Consider the following 17,130-nt stretch of genomic DNA (forward strand, 5'->3'; position numbering starts at 1 on the left):
ATCAGTGGGCTGACGCCGTGGTGTCAGCGGCCGGGGTGGCGGGTGTTGCAGCCGCAGGGACAGCGGCAGGCTTGGGCTTCGGGCTCCAGGGCGCCGTCTTCACCTCAATGCCAGGGGCCGCACGCTGCAGGCCGTCGACCACCAGTTGCTCGCCCTCGCTCAGGCCACGGCGCACCAGCCACTGGTCGCCAATGGCGCGGTCGGTCTCGAGCGCACGGCGCTCCAGCTTGTTGTCCTTGCCCACCACATAGGCCAGCGGCTTGCCAGCGCCGTCGCGGGTGACCGCCTGCTGCGGGATCAGCAGGCCCGACTCCTTCACGCCCTCTTGCAGCACCGCCCGCACGTACATGCCCGGCAGCAGATCGGCCTTGGGGTTGGGGAACACGGCGCGCAAGGTGATCGAGCCCGTGCTCTGGTCCACCGTCACATCCGAGAACTCAAGCCGGCCCTCCAGGGGGTAGGCGCTGCCGTCTTCCAGCAGCAGGCGCACCTTGGCGGCGGTGGCACCCGCCTTCTTGAAGTCGCCCCGGGCCAAGGCCTGCTTGAGCTGCAGCAGCGAGGCGTTGGACTGCGTCAGGTCGACATAGATCGGGTCGAGTTGCTGGATGGTGGCCATGGCCGTGGCCTGGCTGGCCGTGACCAGCGCGCCGGGCGTGACCGTGGACTTGCCGATGCGGCCCGAAATGGGCGCATCCACCCGGGCATAGGCCAGGTTGATGCGGCTGCTTTCCACATTGGCCTTGGCGGCCACCACATCCGACTGCGCCTGGCCCAGGGCCGCGGCGGCGTCGTCATTGTCTTGCTTGCTGACCGCATTGATGCCCACCAACTCCTGGTAGCGCTCGGCCTTCAGGCGGCTGGATTGCAGGGTGGCCTCGGCTTTGGCCAGGGCCGCCACGCTGCTGTCGTAGGCCGCCTTGTAGGTGGCGGGGTTGATCTCATACAGCGTCTGCCCGGCCTTGACGTCGCTGCCTTCGCGGAAGGCGCGCGTCTTGATGATGCCGTTGACCTGCGGCCGCACATCGGCGATCAGGTAAGGCACGGTGCGGCCTGGCAGCTCGGTACTCAAAGCCACGGCTTGCGCCGTCACGGGGAGCACACCCATGACAGGCGTGCCTTCGGCCGGTGGTGGGCCGCCGGGCGGCTTGCCACATGCGCTCAGCAGGCAGGACAAGGCCAGCACGGTGCTGGTCGAACGCAGGGTCAGAAGAAGGCGCGACGATGAGGGCATGGGTGGGGCTCCATTCAATATAACCAGACTGTACGGTATGTTTAAAAAGGTGGCGCCATGTTAGATTGAGGCCCGAAAGCAGTCAAGTAAAACTGAACACCCTGGTTCAGTAAAAGGATTTAAAGAATGAGAGTCAAAACCGAAGCCAAGCGTGAGGCCATCCTCGATGCGGCTTCCAAGGTGTTTCTGGAGGCGGGTTTTGAAGGCGCATCGATGGCTGAGATCGCCAAGATGGCCGGCGGCTCGAAAGCCACGCTGTACAGCTACTTCAAGTCGAAGGAAGACTTGTTCGTGGACGTGATACACCGCGCCGCCCACCAGCAGCTCGATCCCCTGGTCGAGGCCTTGAACCAGGACAACGACAACCTGCCCAAGGCGATGCAGACCTTCGGCGAGCAACTGCTGGCCTTCATGTGCTCGGCCCCCACCATCCAGTCGCGTCGGGTGGTGATCGCTGAATCCGGCCGCACCGACATCGGTCGGCGCTTTCACGAGCAAGGCCCCAAGCAGGGCATGCAAAAGGTGGCCGACTTTCTGACTCGGCAGATGGACCTGGGCAAGCTGAAGAAATCAGACCCCCTGCTGGCCGCCCTTCAGCTGGCGGCCTTGCTCGAATGCGAAACCGTGTTCCCCCTGCTGCTGGGCATCGAAACCGAGATGCCCCCCGCCCGCATCAAGCAGGCGGTCAAGCGGGCCCTGCAAACCTTCTTTGCCGCGCACGGCACCCAGCCCTGCCCGACAGAGGCGTAAACACGCCCGCTGCGGAAGTGCACATGGCGATCCAAGCCGCCAGACAGGTCGGTTCGATCCAACAGCCCTTACGGGCTCAGCGCCCCACGGCCTTGGCTTGAACCGGCGAAGGCGTGACCTTGTCGCCCTGGTCAGCCTCGTCCACCTCTTTGGCCTCTTTGGCATCGAGGCCAAAGCTCATCCAGTCGTCGCCAAACAACTCGGCCGGGTGCTGCGTGCGCTCCGAGCCATTGCCACACATCAGCGAATCGGCTGCGCAATAGCGGTCGCAACCCCAGCAGAGGCGCTCGGGGTGCTGCGGCGAAATCGGAAACTTCTTGGCCACGGGCGGGTCCTGTCGATCGGCGCTAATAAGAAGCACAAACAATGCATCTTTTATGACGGAGTTTAGACAGAGGGGCCGGGTGCGCTCAAGCGAATCCATGCTTTTCCTTGATCTGCGACAGGTTCGAGGTACGACCTAGCGTGAGGCAGGGGCAGAGTCACATGGGCCGGTACGGCGCAAGCACCACCTTGCCCATCGCGACAGGTCACGCAATGGACCGCCACAGGCTGTTGTTTGGTTTAGCCTATACGGGCTGAAACGGGTAAAGCGACCGCAAGCGTGACCTCGACGACGACTGCCGACAGTATCCCAATGCCGACATGGCCCTGCAATAGCTCCGCGAGGCCCAACAGTGCCAATGCCATGCACGCCAAGGCCAAGGCATCAGCGACGGATGTTCGCAATGGCGAAGGTGGGGCACGTCTCATGGCGTAAGTGAGCAACGCAAATCCGAGGAAGAGAGCTGCTGACCTGTGTCCCACGACAATGACAGACTGGGTAGCCTCCACGTGCCACAGCCCAAGCAGTATCTCCGGGGCACACGACCAGAGGGCTGCAAGGGCGAGACAAATCGAGAACGCAAACCAGGAAACGGTTGAGAATCGAGGCAAGGGAATGCTCCTAGGTGATTGATGATGTCCAACAATCTATGCGGCTCCGCACACGACGTCTTGAATGAATCAGACACCCTCCGGACCCGACAGCCTTCGTTCGCGCCCATGACCAACCAGCCAAGGCGCCCGATGCACGAAATTCAAGATACCGACGGCTCGCACGCAGCGCTCTACCTGCCCGACCCGGAACTGTCGAACGTCGTTCGGGCCTTCATATCAAGAAGCGTTGCAACGCACCCAGATTCCACGTCCTTGGACAATTGGAACTATTTCCCGCCGGTTCCAGCCTGTGTGTTCGTCTGGATTCTCGAAGGCCATGACTCTCGGCTGGATGACATCGACTCACCCAGCGACAGTGGCGCCGAGCGTCTCCCGGTTGTGTTCTCAGGGCCGCATGTCCGCCCGTCATTCAGCACGAATTGCGGAGGCACAAGATTCTTCACGATGCTCATGTATCCAGATGCCGTGCGGTCTGTCAGCGGACTGCCGATCGAGCACCACATTGGCCGCTACACCCACCTACAGGACATCTTCGACTCGGACTGGTGCCGCATGGCCAGAGAGGTGCATCACGCGACCGATGACATCCGGCGGATTCAGCTGATCGAATCATTTTTGCGCCGGCGCTGCGAGACCTTGGCGCCGAAGCAGCTGCCGAAAGGCGCCCGCTGGGACCGCATTGACGCATGGTCAAGCTACATCGAACGGAAGGCCAATGATTCGATACTGAGTTCACGCCAGTCAGACCGTCGAATCAGGGCGTGGACCGGAATGACCTCCCGCGAATTGCGCGCCATCGGACGCATTGAGCGAGCGCTGATCGCAGCGCAATCACTGGGAAGCTCGAATCTGAACTGGTCCGCGATCGCTACCGATTGCGGCTTTTCTGACCAGGCGCACTTGTGTCGCGAGTTTCGCAGGCATCTAGATATGCGCCCCACCGAGCTTCCCAGCAACCGTCGCCAAGGTAGCGGCTGGGTTTTGCGCCTTTGGAACTAACCATCGCTCAATGTCGCACGCTCTATTGTTTTGGACAACGCCTCAAGTCCAAAGGGCGCGGTGACGTCTGCTGCGAACCCGATATCAGGAGCGCTCTCCGAATGTGTTGAATTCAGCGATCGTTGGTTGCAGAACTGCCGCTAACGGTCTGCCCACCCCAGCGCCCTCCCCCAGCCTTTGAATCACCCCGCCTGCTCCACCCCGGCAAAACCCGCCTCCGGGTAACGGGCGCCGGCCACGGCGGCGGGGTCGAACAGGCGGTCGAGCCAGGCCATGTCGTCGGCTGACAGGCGGACATCGGCGCTGGTGGCGTTGCTCTCCAGATAGGGGATGCGGCGCGTGCCGGGGATGGGGATCACATGTGGGGCCTTGTGCAGCAGCCAGGCCAGCGCAAGCTGGGCGTTGCTGAGGCCACGGGCCTTGGCAAATTCGGCCAGCGCGCTCACCAGTTGCCGGTTGTGGGCTTCGGCTTCGCCGGCAAAGCGGGGGTTGTGCTTGCGAAAATCGTTGTCGGCCAACTGTGCGGTGTCCACCGTGGCCGTCAAAAACGCCCGCCCCAGGGGGCTGTAGGCCACAAACGCGGTGCCCAGCTCGGCACAGGTCTCCAGCACGCCGGTTTCGGGTTCGCGACTCCACAGAGAGTATTCGCTCTGCAGCGCGGCCACCGGGTGCACGGCGTGAGCCCGGCGCAGCGTCTGGGCCGACACCTCGGACAGGCCGATGGCGCCCACCTTGCCGGCGGCCACCAGATCGGCCATGGCGCCCACCACCTCTTCGATGGGCACGGCCGGGTCGCGGCGGTGGCAGTAATACAGGTCGATGCGTTCCAGCCCCAGCTGGCGCAACGAGGCTTCGCAGGCGGCGCGGATGTAGGCGGGTGAGTTGTCGATGCGGCGCTCGTACTGGCCCGCTTGCCGGACGATGCCGAACTTGGTGGCCACCACCACCTGGCGGCGGCGTGCGGCGCCACCCTGCTGGATGAATCGCCCCAGCAAGGCTTCGTTGTGGCCCAGGCCATAGGTGTCGGCGGAGTCGAACAGGGTGATGCCCAGCGCCAGCGCACGGGCCAGCGTGTGCAGCGACTGCTCATCGTCGCTGGGCCCATAGAACTCGCTCATGCCCATGCAGCCCAGGCCCAGGGCCGAAACCAAGGGGCCGTTGGCCCCCAATTGACGTTGTTGCATTCCTCTGCTCCAGTCTTTGAAGGTGGCACCGGGCCACCTGGGTTGATCCATGGCCGCTAGCGTAGGCCGCCAAGACCCATGCAACAATACGCACAATCAAGCATGAGCTGTTGAGCGATATTCAGCAATCAAATCCTTCAAGATGCCCCCTGCGCCCAAACCCGCCAGCCTGAACGACCTGCAGGCCTTTGCCGCGGTGGCCAGAACGCGCAACTTTCGGCAGGCTGCCGCCGAACTGGGCGTTTCGCCCTCGGCGCTGAGCCACACCCTGCGCGGGCTGGAGACTCGCCTGGGGGTGCGCCTGCTGAACCGCACCACGCGCAGTGTGGCCCCCACCGAAGCGGGCCAACAGTTGCTGACCCGTCTGGCCCCGGCGCTGGATCAGATCACTGACGCGCTGACCGCCCTCGACGATCTGCGGGCCTCACCCACCGGTACCTTGCGCATCAATGCCCCGCGGGCCGCCTGCGACTGGGTTCTGGCGCCGATGATCCCGCTGTTTCTGGCCCGGCACCCCGGCATGCGCGTCGAGCTGGTGGGCGATGACCATCGGGTCGACATCGTGGCCCAGGGCTTTGACGCGGGGGTGCGCTTTGGCGAAAGCCTGCAGCAGGACATGGTGGCAGTTCGCCTGGGGCCGCCGCAACGCTTCGTCGTGGTGGCCTCACCCGGGCACCTGGCCCGGCATGGGCGGCCGGCGCATCCGCGCGAGCTGATGGATCACCCCTGCGTTCGGCTGCGTTTTCCGAATGGGGTCTTTTACCGCTGGGAGTTCACCCAGGGTGAAGAACACATCGAGGTGGCGGTTGACGGCCCCGTGGCCCTGGGCGACATGCGCCTGATGGTGCAGGCGGCAGAGCAGGGCCTGGGGCTGGCCTTTGTCTATCAACAGTACGCCCAGCAGGCGCTGGATGCGGGCCGCCTGATCAGCGTGCTGGACGACTGGCGCCCCGCCGAACCCGGTTTTTTTCTGTATTACCCCAGCCAGCGGCTGGTGCCTGCGGGGCTGCGCGCCTTCATTGACCTGGTGCGCGAGCCAGGCTTGCAGAACGTGCAATTTGAGCCATCCCCAGCCGCCTCCCCCAACCTGGGCTAAGCCATGGCCTGGCGCTCAAGCGCTGATTGAGGCATAGGCATTGCGCCCCGCCGCCTTGGCCGCATACAGCTGGGTGTCGGCCAGCGTCAGCAGTTCTTTGCCGTCGTCTGCCGTGGTGCCATCGCTGCAGGCCACGCCGACACTCACGGTGACCTGCAGGGCCATCTTGTCCAGGGCCAGCGGGGTCTTGAACTGCTCGACGATCTTGCCGGCCACCCGGTCCGCCTCCAGTGGGCTGGCAAGCTCCTCCAGCAGGATCACGAACTCGTCGCCCGCCAGACGCACGACCCGATCGGTCTCGCGCACCGACTGCTTCAGCCGCCGGGCGATTTTTTTCAGAACGTCATCGCCGACGGCATGGCCATGGGTGTCGTTGATGGTCTTGAACTTGTCGGCATCCAGAAACAGCAGGCCGATGTGCTTGCCAGAGCGTCTGGTGCGGGCAATGGCCTCGGGCAGGACCTGGTTGAGCCGAAGGCGATTGTCCAGCCCGGTCAAAGCGTCCTGGTACAGCAACTGCGACAACTCTGCCTCGGTGCGTTTGAAGTCGGTGATGTCGAAGCTGAGCAGGTAAACACCCTGCACCACACTGTCGCTGCTCCAGTCTGGGATGTAGATGTTTTGCAGGGTGCGCAGGCCGCTGGTGGTCTCGCTGGTGTCAAGAAACTCAACGCGCTCTCCGTCCAGGGCCCGCTCCACATAGGCCAGCCGTTGTTCACGCAAGGCCGGGCTCCAGTGGGCCGCCAGGGTCTGGCCCACGGGCGGTGGCGCGTCCGGGCCATACCAGTGCTGGTAAGTGTCGTTGACGAAGTTGATGACCTGCCGGCGGTCCACACAGGCAATCAGTGCGGGCACGTTGTTGGTGATGGCCAGCAGTTGGCGTTCGCTGCGCTCGAGCGCGGCACGCTGCGCTTGCAACAGTTGCTCGCGGTCGCGGGCCTGGGTGACATCACGCAAGGTGATGGCCAGGCCATCACCCACCGGCACGATCTGCTGCACCACCCGTCGCACCTGGCCCTGCGCGCCGAGCCAGGTGAACTCGTCTTCGATGGCCACGCGCGTGCTCAGGGCCTCTGCGTACAACGGGTGCAGGTGGGGGCCCAACGACGGCGGGACCAACTGATCCAGCGTTTCGCCGACCGGATCCACGGTCTGTGGCCCCATCCATTGCCGGGCGCGGGGGTTGGCCAGATTGCAGCGAAAGCCGCGCAAGCTGCCGTCGGCCCCCCTGATCGCAGCCAGCATCATGAAAGGATCCAACTGCGCCTGAGCCGCGGCCTGAAACCTTTCTTCGGCCAGGCTGGCGCGCCGCCGCGACTGCTCAAGCCGGACCACCAACAGGGTCAGGCCGGCCGTGACCAGGCAGATGAGCACCGTGGCCACGCTCAAAAACTCGATCAAGCGCTGGCGCCTGATCTGAAAATGGGCAAAGACCTCATCGGAAGCCAATCCGGTATAGACCACCAGCTGGTATTGGGGCAGAACCCGGTAAGAGAGGTAGCGCGACACCCCGTCGATATGGCTCTGCGCCAAAAATTGGCCCTGGGGCGATTTTTCGACCTGCCCTGTCAGCGTGGACTGAACGCCATGGTCACCATACTGCAGCGCATCGCCGCTGCGCCGGGCCCGCAGCACCTGGTCAAGCCCCGTCACACTGACCAGCCCACGCCGGCCAAATTGGGCCTCGTTGTAGAAATCCACCAGAAACTCGGGATTGACGGTGGCCACCACCACACCGGCAAACGTGCCATCGGCATGAAAGCGCGCCCGGCTGAGGTGCACCACCCAGCGGCGGCTGACCCGGCCGATGGCCGGTTGGCCCACGTACAGGCCCTGGACTCGCTTCTCTTTGTGAACCTGAAAATACAGTCGATCGGCGGCCGAGCCTGCAGCCGTCAACTTGCCCTTGCTCAAGGCCGCGGCCACCACCTCGCCCTGCTCATCGGTCACGTACAGGCTGCCCAGGCTGGGCTGGTGTTGCAAGGCCTGCTGAAGCAAGGTGGTCAGCGATTCATCCGACTTCGTCAAAGGGGCGTTGGCGGCCACAAACCCGGCCAACTGATCGATCTGCTGCAACGCCCGCAGGATGTAAGACTCATAGGCCTGCGTAGAGGCCTCCGAGCGCCGGTAGGCCTCGGCCTCGGTCCGCTGCTGGTCCTGTTGCAGATAGGTCCACCCGAGAAGCCACATGGTGGCCATGATCAGGGCCCCAAATGCCGGCTGCCCCCATCGCAACAAGCCCAGAACGGTGGGCCTGGGCATCGTGGCAAAAATTGATATGTGCATGAAAAATCAGAAACGCTTTGCCGTTTTCGGCTGCTTTCCGATTTTCTGAAGCACTTTCCAGGCAAGCCCTCGGCCTGCATCGGCCATCCAGGGCAAGGCAGCCCCTCACCCCTGCAGCCGGGCCACCACCTCCAACAGATCCGATTCAGGTCCGAAGGCACCCGAGCGGCTGTGGCAGACCACCCCGTCCCATCGCCCCCCCACCAGTCGCGCACAGCCCCAGCCCGAGCGGGCCAGCGGCATGGCGGATTGCAGACCCCGGGCCCCGAGGGCCTGGCACAGCGCCAGCAGGGTGTCGCCGCCCACCACCACCAGGGTGTGCGGCCGCGGCGCCTGCTGCGCGATGTCGGCCGCCTGGCGGGCCAGCAACTGGGCCGCCTGCTCGGCGATCAAGGGCTCTGGCGCGCACAAATCAAGCAGCAAAGCGGGTTCGGAGCCTGCGCCGCGCCAATCGAGGGCCTCAACCCCCGCATGGCAGTGCGGCCCCCAGTGGGATTGACGCAAGGACCGCCACTGGGCACGCGACACGGCGTGGTGGCTGGCGCTGACCATCAGCAGCGGCCCGGTTTCACCCGCCGTGTTGGCGATGTTGGGCTGATCGGTCAAGACCTGCGGTGCCGGGGCCTGACGCGCCAGGGCCTGCGCCAGACCTGCGCTGCCGCACCACAGCCAGGCTGGGCCGTCGCGGGCCAGTTGCATGGCCAGCGCCGCCACCGGGTCCAGCGCGGCATCGCTGCTCACATCGGGAATCCAGGCCTGCCAGGGGGCTTGAGGCTCCGGCGGCTGTGGGCCGGTGTGCACCACCCAACCACGGGCGCGCAAGCCATCGGCCAGATTGCTGGCCACCGCGGTATCGGGTTGGCCAGCGCGCACCCACCAGGGCTGCCCGCCCCGGGTGACCCGGCCTTGGGAGGGGAAGGCCGGTGCCATGACCAGGCCTCGAAAGCCCCCCTGGCGGGCCAGCCAATCGACCTCGTCCAGGGTATTGCCGCGCAGCAGGCTGTCCACCTTCTTGAAAGCGATGTCTGCCCCCTGCAACCAGGGCACGCAGGGCGCGAGCAGTGCCTGCATCTGCGCCAGGCCCACATCGCGGGTGGCGGTGGCCAGCACATCCAGACCGGGGGCGGCGGCCGAAGCGGGCTGACCCAGGTGCACCGGCACCCCGGCACCAAAGGCGGCCGCGCAGTCCAGCGCGCCGGTCAGGTCATCGGCCAGGATGCGCAGCCGGTTCATGCCTGCACCAGGCTGAGCTGCAGCGGCAAGGCACGCAGGCGCTCTTCGTCCGCAGGCGGCAGGCCGGTATCGGTGATGAGCTGGTCAACCTCTTGCAGGCGGGCAAACTGCATGAAAGCGCGCGGCCGGAACTTGGACGAATCCACCAACAGCACGCGGCGATGCGCCGCCCGCATCAAGGCCTGCTTGGCGGCGGCCACCTCGGCCGAGGTTTCTGACACCAGGTCTTGCGTGACCGCATGGGCCCCCATCAGCAAGAGATCAGCCTGGAAGGCACTGGCCTGATGCACCAGGGCCTGACCGATGACCGTGGGGCTGTTGGGCCGCAAGGTGCCCCCCAGCACATGAACCTGGATGTGCGGCGATTGGCCCAGCACCTGGGCAATGGCCAGGTCGTTGGTCACCGCGGTCAGGGGAATGGCGCGCTTGACGGCGGCACGGGCGGCCTCCAGCACGGTGGTGCCGCTGTCAAAGATGACGCTTTGCATAGGCAGCAGTTGCTGGGCGGCCAATTGGCCGATGGCCGCCTTTTCGCGCGGCGACAACTCGGCGGCGGCCGCCGTCTCGGGCTCGAAGGTGCCATAGCTGGCCACATGCTGGTGCAGCACTGCCCCGCCATGGGTGCGGTCCACCACGCCCTCAGCGGCCAGGGTGTCCAGGTCGCGCCGCAGGGTGGACAGCGATACGCCCAGGGCCTGCTCCAGCTGGGTGATGGTGACGGCGCCGTGCCGCTGCAGAAAGTCAATGATGTGCTGGCGCCGCTGCACGGGCATCAGGGGCGAAGGCGCCGACTCGGTGTTCATGGTGGATTTTGGAAGGTATGACAAGAAATGCCTGCGGATGATGATTGATCGTGACTGATTTCTTCATCAGGGTAAACGACAGTGATTCTTTTTGACGTTTTGTGGCGTAATTTGAAGCATTCAAGGGCCCAAGAGCGCCTGAATTGGCCTTATTTTGCTTTAATAACACCAGAGACAAATCATGATCTACCAAAAAGCTTCACGCCGTTCTCTTCTGGCAGCCAGTGCTGGGGCCTGGATGGTGTCGGCCATGGCAGGCGCTGCCTGGGCGCAGGCCCCGTTCCCCAGCAAAACGCTCACGTTCGTGGTGCCCTACCCGGCAGGGGGCGCCAATGACATGCTGGGTCGCCTGATCGGGCAGAAGATGGCCGACGCCCTGGGTGGCACCGCCATCATCGACAACCGCCCCGGCGCCGCCGCCTTGCTGGGCGCCGGCGTGGTGGCGCGGGCACCGGCCGACGGCCACACCCTGCTGGTGGGCGGCCTGGCCACCCACGCGGCCAGCCCCAATCTGCTCAAGGCCGACTACGACCCGCTGAAGGATTTCGAGCCCGTGGGCCTGATCGGCAGCGCGCCCATCATCGCCATCACCTACCTGGATTCGCCGTTCAAGACCCTCAAGGACGTGGCCGACGCCGCCCAGAAAGACCCCACTGCGGTGATGTATGGCTCGTCGGGCAATGGGTCACCCCTGCACCTGGCGGGCGAGATGTTCATCGACCAGGCCAAGATCAAGATGACGCACGTGCCTTACAAGGGGGGCAATGCCCACATCCTGGACCTGATCGGTGGCCGGGTGCCGGTGATTTTCGACACGGCCACCAACTGCATGCCCCTGCTCAAGGCCGGCAAGGTGCGGGCCCTGGCCGTGGGGGCCAGCGCGCGCCTGCCGGATCTGCCCCAGGTGCCCACTTTTGCCGAGTCGGGCTACCCGCAATTCGATTTTTCGGCCTGGTACGCGATTTTTGTACCTGCCAAGACCCCCAAACCCGTGGTGGCCAAGCTCTCGACTGCCCTGGCCACCGCCCTCAAGAACCCCGACGTGGTGAGCCGCCTCAACAGCGTGGGCATCACCGTCTCCACGGGCGACAGCGCCGCATTGGCCCGCTTCCTGCCCGGCGAATACGAACGCATCGGCCGCCTGATCAAGGCGGCCAACATCAAACCGGATTGATCCCCCATCTACCCTCGAAGGACTGACACCATGACTGCACCGATACGACTCGCTTTCACGATGGGCGACCCGGCGGGCATCGGCCCCGAGATCACGGCCAAGGCCACGCGCCAGATGGCAGAGCTGGTCCGCAACGGCCTGGCCGAATTCATTGTGTTGGGCAGTGCCAAGGCCTTGCACGAAGCCGAGTTGCGCATGGGCCTGGCGCCTGATGACCACGGCCGGCCTTTTTACCGCATGGTCGACGTCGGCCCGGTGAACACGCCCGTGGTCACAGGCCAGATCAGCGCGGTGGGCGGCGAATGGGCCTACCGGGCGGTGGCCAAGGCCGTGGAGCTGGTGCAGGCTGGCGAGGCCGATGCCATCGTCACCGGCCCCTTGTCCAAAGAGGCCTTGCACCTGGCCGGCCACCTGTTCGAGGGCCACACCGAGATGCTGGCCCACCTGACCGGCCAACGCGACGCGGTGATGATGCTGGCCCACGGCGACATGCACGTCACCCACGTGACCACCCATTGCGCCCTGGCCGATGTGCCCAAGCGCATCACACCGCAGCGCCTGCGCCGGGTGTTTGACGTAACCCACCAGGCCCTGCGCACGCTGGGCATCGCCAAACCGCGCATTGCCGTGGCCGGCCTGAACCCCCACTGTGGTGAGGGCGGCATCCTGGGCAAGGAAGATGACGAGATCGTGGCCCCCGTGGTGCGCGACTATGCCGACCGGGGCTTCTCGGGCCCCTGGCCCGGCGACACCGTGTTCATCAAGCTGCGGGCCCGCCAGTTCGACGCCGTGGTGGCCATGTTCCATGACCAGGGCCACATCCCGGTCAAGCTGATGGGCTTTCAGGTGGACCCGGCCACCGGCGCCTGGCAGGCCATCAGCGGGGTCAACATCACCCTGGGCCTGCCGATCCTGCGCACCTCGGTGGACCATGGCACCGCCTTTGACATTGCGGGCAAAGGGGTGGCCAGTGCAGACAGCCTGGTCGAAGCGGCCGAATACGCCTTCAAACTCATCAAAGGCCAACGCGCAGTGAAGGCCGCTGCCGAGGTGACACCATGACCCCGGGTCAACTGAGCCCCCACCCAAGCGACCCGCAACGCCTGGTGGCCGACATCCCGTCGGCCCGGGTGCAGGCCCATGCCGCCAACCTGATGGCGCTGCCCGACGGCACGCTGGCCTGTGTGTGGTTCGGCGGCTCGATGGAAGGCCGCTCGGACATCAGCGTGTTCATGTCGCGCCTGGCACCGGGCAGCACGCAATGGAGCACGCCCGTGCAACTGTCGGACGACCCGGAGCGCTCCGAGCAGAACCCCATCCTGTTCCCGCTGCCGGACGGCACTTTGTGGCTGCTGCACACCGCCCAGCAGGCCGGCAACCAGGACACGGCCCTGGTGCGCCGCCGCATCTCGCATGACAACGGCCTGAACTGGGGCCCCACCGAGACCCTGGCCGCCGCGCCGGCCGGCACCTTTGTGCGCCAACCCATTCAGGTGCAGGCGGATGGCAGCTGGTTGTTGCCCACCTTCCGCTGCCGCCCCTTGCCAGGCCAGGCCTGGGATGGCAGCCTGGACGACAGCGCCGTGTTGCGCTCCACCGATCAAGGCCAGAGCTGGCAGGCGATCGAGGTGCCCGACAGCCTGGGTTGCGTGCACATGAGCATCGTGCCGGCCTCTGGCGGCGCCCCGCGTCTGCTGGCCTTCTTCCGCAGCCGCTGGGCCGACCACGTGTACCGCGCCACCAGCGAGGACGGCGGCCTGAGCTGGAGCGCGCCGCAGCCCACGGCGCTGCCGAACAACAACTCGTCCATTCAGGCCCTGCGCCTGGCCGATGGCCGCCTGGCCATGATCTTCAATGCCAGCAGCGCCCTGGATGCGACGGCCCGGCGTGAATCGCTGTACGACGAACTGGACGAACACCAACCGCCTGCTGCCAGCCCAAGCCCAAGCGCGGCCGAGCCCCCTGCGCGGCGCGCCTTCTGGGGCGCCCCCCGCGCCCCGCTGACGCTGGCCCTGTCGGAGGACGACGGCCTGAGCTGGCCCTGGCAGCGCCCCCTCGAAGAAGGGGACGGCCACTGCCTGAGCAACAACTCGGAGCAGCGCCTGAACCGCGAGTACTCCTACCCCTCGCTGCACCAGACGGCCGATGGTGCGCTGCACCTGGCCTACACGGTGTTCCGCCAGCACATCCGCCATGCCCGGGTGATGCCGGACTGGGTGAAGCAAACGACCTGAAGGACAAGACACCATGAGTTCCGCCCCCTACGCCCTGCTCAACCCGGGCCGCGTCATTGCCGGCCCCGGCAGCATCGAACAACTGACCGAATTGGCGCAAGGCTTTTTTCAGGCCCGCCGCGTGCTGATCATCAGCGACAAGGGCGTGGCCGCCGCCGGCCTGGTGGATGCCCCGCGCCAGCAGCTCGAAGCGGCCGGCCTCGCCGTGACCCTGATCGCCAGCACACCGCCTGAACCCGACGTGGCCGATGTGCAGGCCATCGAGGCCACGGCCCGCGCCGCCGGCCCCTTTGACCTGGTGGTGGGCATCGGCGGCGGCAGCGCCATGGATGTGGCCAAGATCATCGCTGTGTTGCTGGCCCACCCACTGAACCTGCGCGAGCTGCTGAGCAAGAAGGCCGACATCGGCGCCCGCGGCCTGCCTACCGTGATGGTGCCCACCACCTCAGGCACCGGCTCGGAGGCCACGCCCAACTCCATCATCCTGGTGCCTGAAGACGAGTTGAAGGTCGGCATCGTCAGCGCCCGCCTGATGCCCGATGCAGTGATCCTGGACGCCCGCCTGACGCTGACCCTGCCGCCCGCCGTCACAGCCGCGACCGGCATGGACGCCCTGACCCACGCCATCGAGTGTTACTGCTCGAAAAAGGCCAACCCCTTCAGCGACCTGTATGCCCTGGAGGCCATCCGACTGATCGCCCGCAGCATCCGCCGCGCCGTGCACCAGGGCAAGGACCTGGACGCGCGCGCCGACCTGCTGCTGGGGGCCTACTGGGGCGGGGTGTGCATCGCCACCTCCAGCACCACCGCGGTCCACGCCCTGGCCTACCCGCTGGGCGGCAAATACCGCATGCCGCATGGCCTGTCAAACGCCATCCTGCTGCCTTCGATCATGGCCTTCAACCAGCTCGGCAGCGAGACGCGCTTTGCCGCCATGGCCCGGGCCATGGCCCTGCCGGTCGAAGGCCTGAGCGACAGCGAGGCCGCCAGTGCCTTTGTGCAGGCCCTGCGCGAGCTGAACCGCGACCTGGGCGTGCCCGACTCGCTGCGCAGCCTGAACATCCAGCCGGCCGAACTGGACGGCCTGGTCGATGGCGCCGCCAAGGTCACCCGCCTGCTGGACAACAACCCGCGCCCCCTGAGCCGTGACGACATGCGGGCCCTTTACGCCGCCCTGATCTGAAAACCAACAAGCCCATCCCGCCCCGCACCACCCTCACCCCCAACACCGCCATGAACCCCAGCTCTCTGCCCACCAACACCTTCAAACAGGCCCTGCAACAGAACCGCCGCCAGGTTGGCCTGTGGGTCACTTTTGCCCACCATCCGATTGCCGAGGTGCTGGCCGACTCGGGTTTCGACTGGCTGCTGTTCGACATGGAACACAGCCCCACCGACCTGGTGGATGTGGGCCAGCAATTGCTGGCCGTGCGCGGCCGGCCCGTGGCCCCCATCGTGCGGGTGCCCATTCTGGACATGGGCTGGATCAAGCGGGCGCTGGATGCCGGTGCCCCGAACCTGATGATTCCCAACATCCGCAATGCGGCCGAGGCCCGCGAAGCCGTGTCGTACACCCGCTTTGCGCCCGAGGGACTGCGCGGCGTGGCCGGCAGCACCCGGGCCGGCAACTACACCCGCTACAAGGATTACATGGCACGCGCCAACGACGAAATTGGCCTGGTGCTGCAGATCGAGTCGCGCGAGGCGCTGGATGACCTGGACGCCATCTGCCGCGTGCCGGGGGTGGATGCGGTGTTCATTGGCCCCTCGGACCTCGCGGCCAGCCTGGGGCATCGCGGTCAGGCCAGTCACCCCGACGTGCAAGCCGCCATTGCCCAGGCCTTTCAGACTGCGCGTGCCGCCGGCAAGGCCGCCGGCGTGCTGGCCGCCGATGGCAGGGCCGAGCACTACTTCGAAGGCGGCGCCACGATGGTGGGCGTGGGCACCGATCTGCACCTGCTGATCGCCGGGGCTGATGCCGTGGCAGCCCGGTTCCGCAACACCTGAAGACCTGATTCCGGCCCGGGCCACCGGGTCACGCTGTCCGAATCCAGGCCGCCTGAGCGGCCAGGAGGGGGCGTTGCGCCTGAAACGAGGCGCTTTCTGAAAGGCGGTTTCACATGCAAACAAGCAGACGCATTCTTTTGCAAGGACTGATGGCCGGACTGGCCTGCGCCAGCCCCGGCTTGCGGGCCCAGGACAAGGCCCTGCGTCTGGTGGTGCCCTTTGGTACCGGAGGCGGCTCGGACAACCTGGCCCGCATCCTGCAGCCCAGGCTGGCGGACCTGCTGAAGCAAACCGTCATCGTCGACAACCGCCCGGGGGCCGGCGGCGCTGTGGGAGCGGCCTACGTGGCCAAATCGGCCCCAGACGGACAGACCCTGCTGTTGGCAGATGCCAGTGTGCTCACCATCAGCCCGGCGTTGTTTCCCAAGCTGCCCTACGGCAGCAACGATCTGCAGCCCGTCATCAACCTGGCGCAGTTTCCACTGGTGCTGGTAGCCCCGACCCGCCTGCCCGCCCAATCGCTGGCCGATCTGCTGGCGCTGGACAAGGCCCGGCCCGGCTCGCTGTCGATTGCTTCATCAGGCAACGGCGCCACGCCGCATCTCGCGGCCGAACTGCTGAAGCTGGCCACGGGCCTGCAACTCAACCACATTCCGTACAAGGGCTCGGGCCCGGCCATCAACGACACCGTGGGCGGCCAGGTGAGCCTGGTGTTCACCGGCTACGCCACCGTGGCCAGTCTGATCAAGGCAGGCAAGCTCAAGCCCCTGGCCGTCACCTCACCCCAGCGCATGGCCGAACTGCCGCAGGTGCCCACCGTGGCCGAGGCTGGCTTTGCCGGCTTCGAGGCCTGGATCTCACAAGGCGTTTTCACGGCCGCGGGCACACCGGCCGACACCCTGCGCCGGATCAACCAGGCCGTGGCAGGCGTTCTGCGCCAGCCCGAGGTGCGCGAGCTGCTGCGCCAGCAAGGCCTGGAGCCACTGGACAACAGCCCTCAGGACTACGCCCTCTGGCTCCAACAGCAAAGCACCCAGTGGGGCCGTGTGATCCGCGAGGCCGGCGTGAAACCCGATGCCTGAGCCCTGCCCCACCCTGCCAGCCTGCATGCCCATTTCCCCCAACCACAACGGAGACCTTTGAAATGAAAAAAACCTTTGTCGCCCTGGCGGCCATGAGCGCCTGCGGCCTCAG

General features: G+C 66.0%; 16 protein-coding genes. 10 read left to right on the forward strand and 6 right to left on the reverse strand.

Features of this window, described 5'->3' with window-relative positions:
* Position 1 precedes the first annotated feature (1 nt).
* The gene (locus tag AC07VS_RS16810; RefSeq protein WP_494751520.1) at positions 2 to 1,231 is read right to left on the reverse strand and encodes an efflux RND transporter periplasmic adaptor subunit; all 1,230 of its coding nucleotides are present in this window, start codon (positions 1,229 to 1,231) and stop codon (positions 2 to 4) included.
* Positions 1,232 to 1,357: 126 nt separating this feature from the next.
* Between AC07VS_RS16810 and AC07VS_RS16815 the strand changes: the two genes are divergently transcribed.
* A complete protein-coding gene (locus AC07VS_RS16815; RefSeq protein WP_494751521.1) occupies positions 1,358 to 1,981 on the forward strand; it encodes a TetR/AcrR family transcriptional regulator in 624 nt (207 codons plus the stop codon).
* A gap of 76 nt (positions 1,982 to 2,057) precedes the next feature.
* On the opposite strand, the gene AC07VS_RS16820 is transcribed toward AC07VS_RS16815, so the two are convergent.
* On the reverse strand, positions 2,058 to 2,306 hold the full coding sequence (locus AC07VS_RS16820; protein ID WP_492345900.1) for a DUF3079 domain-containing protein: 249 nt from the start codon (positions 2,304 to 2,306) through the stop codon (positions 2,058 to 2,060).
* A 719-nt stretch (positions 2,307 to 3,025) separates the two neighbouring features.
* Between AC07VS_RS16820 and AC07VS_RS16825 the strand changes: the two genes are divergently transcribed.
* Positions 3,026 to 3,919, forward strand: a complete 894-nt coding sequence (locus AC07VS_RS16825) for a helix-turn-helix domain-containing protein (protein WP_494751522.1) — start codon at positions 3,026 to 3,028, stop codon at positions 3,917 to 3,919.
* Between the two features lie 182 nt (positions 3,920 to 4,101).
* On the opposite strand, the gene AC07VS_RS16830 is transcribed toward AC07VS_RS16825, so the two are convergent.
* Positions 4,102 to 5,103: an aldo/keto reductase gene (locus AC07VS_RS16830; protein WP_494751523.1), complete on the reverse strand. Its 1,002-nt coding sequence runs from the start codon at positions 5,101 to 5,103 to the stop codon at positions 4,102 to 4,104.
* 142 nt (positions 5,104 to 5,245) lie between these two features.
* On the opposite strand from AC07VS_RS16830, the gene AC07VS_RS16835 reads away from it, so the two are divergent.
* A complete protein-coding gene (locus tag AC07VS_RS16835) occupies positions 5,246 to 6,199 on the forward strand; it encodes a LysR family transcriptional regulator (RefSeq protein WP_494751524.1) in 954 nt (317 codons plus the stop codon).
* A 15-nt stretch (positions 6,200 to 6,214) separates the two neighbouring features.
* On the opposite strand, the gene AC07VS_RS16840 is transcribed toward AC07VS_RS16835, so the two are convergent.
* Positions 6,215 to 8,389 (reverse strand): bifunctional diguanylate cyclase/phosphodiesterase, encoded by a 2,175-nt coding sequence (locus tag AC07VS_RS16840; RefSeq protein ID WP_494751525.1) that lies wholly within the window; start codon positions 8,387 to 8,389, stop codon positions 6,215 to 6,217.
* On the opposite strand from AC07VS_RS16840, the gene AC07VS_RS16845 reads away from it, so the two are divergent.
* On the forward strand, positions 8,388 to 8,534 hold the full coding sequence (locus AC07VS_RS16845; protein ID WP_494658703.1) for a hypothetical protein: 147 nt from the start codon (positions 8,388 to 8,390) through the stop codon (positions 8,532 to 8,534). The genes AC07VS_RS16840 and AC07VS_RS16845 overlap by 2 nt on opposite strands.
* Positions 8,535 to 8,590: 56 nt before the next feature.
* Here AC07VS_RS16845 and AC07VS_RS16850 read toward each other — a convergent pair whose 3' ends face one another.
* Positions 8,591 to 9,718, reverse strand: coding sequence for a four-carbon acid sugar kinase family protein (locus AC07VS_RS16850; RefSeq protein WP_494751526.1), 1,128 nt, complete (start codon positions 9,716 to 9,718; stop codon positions 8,591 to 8,593).
* Positions 9,715 to 10,521: a DeoR/GlpR family DNA-binding transcription regulator gene (locus AC07VS_RS16855; RefSeq protein WP_494751527.1), complete on the reverse strand. Its 807-nt coding sequence runs from the start codon at positions 10,519 to 10,521 to the stop codon at positions 9,715 to 9,717. The genes AC07VS_RS16850 and AC07VS_RS16855 overlap by 4 nt, the downstream gene beginning before the upstream one ends.
* 181 nt (positions 10,522 to 10,702) lie before the next feature.
* Between AC07VS_RS16855 and AC07VS_RS16860 the strand changes: the two genes are divergently transcribed.
* The 6 genes from AC07VS_RS16860 to AC07VS_RS16885 all read left to right on the forward strand — a co-directional run bounded on the left by AC07VS_RS16860 (position 10,703) and on the right by AC07VS_RS16885 (position 17,018).
* Entirely contained in the window at positions 10,703 to 11,695 is a 993-nt protein-coding gene (locus AC07VS_RS16860) for a Bug family tripartite tricarboxylate transporter substrate binding protein (protein ID WP_494751528.1), read from the forward strand.
* Between the two features lie 30 nt (positions 11,696 to 11,725).
* Entirely contained in the window at positions 11,726 to 12,757 is a 1,032-nt protein-coding gene (gene pdxA, locus AC07VS_RS16865; protein WP_494751529.1) for a 4-hydroxythreonine-4-phosphate dehydrogenase PdxA, read from the forward strand.
* Positions 12,754 to 13,929 (forward strand): sialidase family protein, encoded by a 1,176-nt coding sequence (locus AC07VS_RS16870; protein ID WP_492345909.1) that lies wholly within the window; start codon positions 12,754 to 12,756, stop codon positions 13,927 to 13,929. Before pdxA ends, AC07VS_RS16870 begins: the two co-directional genes overlap by 4 nt.
* Positions 13,930 to 13,942: 13 nt before the next feature.
* Positions 13,943 to 15,112: an iron-containing alcohol dehydrogenase gene (locus AC07VS_RS16875; RefSeq protein ID WP_494751530.1), complete on the forward strand. Its 1,170-nt coding sequence runs from the start codon at positions 13,943 to 13,945 to the stop codon at positions 15,110 to 15,112.
* Between the two features lie 50 nt (positions 15,113 to 15,162).
* The gene (locus tag AC07VS_RS16880) at positions 15,163 to 15,936 is read left to right on the forward strand and encodes an HpcH/HpaI aldolase family protein (protein WP_494751531.1); all 774 of its coding nucleotides are present in this window, start codon (positions 15,163 to 15,165) and stop codon (positions 15,934 to 15,936) included.
* A gap of 113 nt (positions 15,937 to 16,049) precedes the next feature.
* Positions 16,050 to 17,018: a Bug family tripartite tricarboxylate transporter substrate binding protein gene (locus AC07VS_RS16885; RefSeq protein ID WP_492345912.1), complete on the forward strand. Its 969-nt coding sequence runs from the start codon at positions 16,050 to 16,052 to the stop codon at positions 17,016 to 17,018.
* The last annotated feature ends 112 nt before the right edge of the window (positions 17,019 to 17,130 follow it).

It is taken from the genome of Curvibacter sp. GW821-FHT01G03 (assembly GCF_059422285.1).

What these genes read in the sequence shown, in the direction of transcription:
- AC07VS_RS16810 (WP_494751520.1), bottom strand. Translation starts at nt 1,231, where the DNA reads ATGCCCTCATCGTCGCGCCTTCTTCTGACCCTGCGTTCGACCAGCACC.
- AC07VS_RS16815 (WP_494751521.1), top strand. Translation starts at nt 1,358, where the DNA reads ATGAGAGTCAAAACCGAAGCCAAGCGTGAGGCCATCCTCGATGCGGCT.
- AC07VS_RS16825 (WP_494751522.1), top strand. Translation starts at nt 3,026, where the DNA reads ATGACCAACCAGCCAAGGCGCCCGATGCACGAAATTCAAGATACCGAC.
- AC07VS_RS16830 (WP_494751523.1), bottom strand. Translation starts at nt 5,103, where the DNA reads ATGCAACAACGTCAATTGGGGGCCAACGGCCCCTTGGTTTCGGCCCTG.
- AC07VS_RS16835 (WP_494751524.1), top strand. Translation starts at nt 5,246, where the DNA reads ATGCCCCCTGCGCCCAAACCCGCCAGCCTGAACGACCTGCAGGCCTTT.
- AC07VS_RS16845 (WP_494658703.1), top strand. Translation starts at nt 8,388, where the DNA reads ATGGTGGCCATGATCAGGGCCCCAAATGCCGGCTGCCCCCATCGCAAC.
- AC07VS_RS16840 (WP_494751525.1), bottom strand. Translation starts at nt 8,389, where the DNA reads ATGTGGCTTCTCGGGTGGACCTATCTGCAACAGGACCAGCAGCGGACC.
- AC07VS_RS16850 (WP_494751526.1), bottom strand. Translation starts at nt 9,718, where the DNA reads ATGAACCGGCTGCGCATCCTGGCCGATGACCTGACCGGCGCGCTGGAC.
- AC07VS_RS16855 (WP_494751527.1), bottom strand. Translation starts at nt 10,521, where the DNA reads ATGAACACCGAGTCGGCGCCTTCGCCCCTGATGCCCGTGCAGCGGCGC.
- AC07VS_RS16860 (WP_494751528.1), top strand. Translation starts at nt 10,703, where the DNA reads ATGATCTACCAAAAAGCTTCACGCCGTTCTCTTCTGGCAGCCAGTGCT.
- pdxA (WP_494751529.1), top strand. Translation starts at nt 11,726, where the DNA reads ATGACTGCACCGATACGACTCGCTTTCACGATGGGCGACCCGGCGGGC.
- AC07VS_RS16870 (WP_492345909.1), top strand. Translation starts at nt 12,754, where the DNA reads ATGACCCCGGGTCAACTGAGCCCCCACCCAAGCGACCCGCAACGCCTG.
- AC07VS_RS16875 (WP_494751530.1), top strand. Translation starts at nt 13,943, where the DNA reads ATGAGTTCCGCCCCCTACGCCCTGCTCAACCCGGGCCGCGTCATTGCC.
- AC07VS_RS16880 (WP_494751531.1), top strand. Translation starts at nt 15,163, where the DNA reads ATGAACCCCAGCTCTCTGCCCACCAACACCTTCAAACAGGCCCTGCAA.
- AC07VS_RS16885 (WP_492345912.1), top strand. Translation starts at nt 16,050, where the DNA reads ATGCAAACAAGCAGACGCATTCTTTTGCAAGGACTGATGGCCGGACTG.